Source organism: Streptomyces sp. NPDC091649 (assembly GCF_044756785.1).
Taxonomy (GTDB): domain Bacteria; phylum Actinomycetota; class Actinomycetes; order Streptomycetales; family Streptomycetaceae; genus Streptomyces.
This window is the reverse complement of sequence record NZ_JBIVTR010000038.1, coordinates 1-1,424: the sequence shown is the minus strand read 5'-3', so window position 1 is coordinate 1,424 and position 1,424 is coordinate 1. Positions and strand designations below refer to the sequence as shown.

At 55.5% G+C, this 1,424-nt stretch carries 1 rRNA gene (running past one end of the window); it reads left to right on the top strand.

Annotated features, from left to right (window positions below):
- Positions 1–1,402 (top strand): 23S ribosomal RNA (locus ACIQMU_RS31480) (it extends 1,823 nt beyond the left edge of the window).
- The last annotated feature ends 22 nt before the right edge of the window (positions 1,403–1,424 follow it).

The window sequence follows — 1,424 nt, the reverse complement described above, 5'->3', positions numbered from 1 at the left end:
ACATATAAGGGTGAGACCTGATGCCGAGCCGATTGTGGTGAAGTGGATGATCCTATGCTGTCGAGAAAAGCCTCTAGCGAGTTTCATGGCGGCCCGTACCCTAAACCGACTCAGGTGGTCAGGTAGAGAATACCGAGGCGTTCGGGTGAACTATGGTTAAGGAACTCGGCAAAATGCCCCCGTAACTTCGGGAGAAGGGGGGCCATCACTGGTGATAGCACTTGCTGCTTGAGCTGGGGGTGGCCGCAGAGACCAGCGAGAAGCGACTGTTTACTAAAAACACAGGTCCGTGCGAAGCCGTAAGGCGATGTATACGGACTGACGCCTGCCCGGTGCTGGAACGTTAAGGGGACCGGTTAGCTGCTTTTCGGAGTGGCGAAGCTGAGAACTTAAGCGCCAGTAAACGGCGGTGGTAACTATAACCATCCTAAGGTAGCGAAATTCCTTGTCGGGTAAGTTCCGACCTGCACGAATGGCGTAACGACTTCTCGACTGTCTCAACCATAGGCCCGGTGAAATTGCACTACGAGTAAAGATGCTCGTTTCGCGCAGCAGGACGGAAAGACCCCGGGACCTTTACTATAGTTTGATATTGGTGTTCGGTTCGGCTTGTGTAGGATAGGTGGGAGACTTTGAAGCGGCCACGCCAGTGGTTGTGGAGTCGTCGTTGAAATACCACTCTGGTCGTGCTGGATGTCTAACCTGGGTCCGTGATCCGGATCAGGGACAGTGTCTGATGGGTAGTTTAACTGGGGCGGTTGCCTCCTAAAGAGTAACGGAGGCGCCCAAAGGTTCCCTCAGCCTGGTTGGCAATCAGGTGTTGAGTGTAAGTGCACAAGGGAGCTTGACTGTGAGACCGACGGGTCGAGCAGGGACGAAAGTCGGGACTAGTGATCCGGCAGTGGCTTGTGGAAGCGCTGTCGCTCAACGGATAAAAGGTACCCCGGGGATAACAGGCTGATCTTCCCCAAGAGTCCATATCGACGGGATGGTTTGGCACCTCGATGTCGGCTCGTCGCATCCTGGGGCTGGAGTCGGTCCCAAGGGTTGGGCTGTTCGCCCATTAAAGCGGTACGCGAGCTGGGTTTAGAACGTCGTGAGACAGTTCGGTCCCTATCCGCTGCGCGCGCAGGAATATTGAGAAGGGCTGTCCCTAGTACGAGAGGACCGGGACGGACGAACCTCTGGTGTGCCAGTTGTCCTGCCAAGGGCATGGCTGGTTGGCTACGTTCGGAAAGGATAACCGCTGAAAGCATCTAAGCGGGAAGCCTGCTTCGAGATGAGTATTCCCACCCTCTTGAAGGGTTAAGGCTCCCAGTAGACGACTGGGTTGATAGGCCAGATGTGGAAGCCCTGTAAGGGGTGGAGCTGACTGGTACTAATAGGCCGAGGGCTTGTCCTCAGTTGCTCGCGTCCACTGTGTT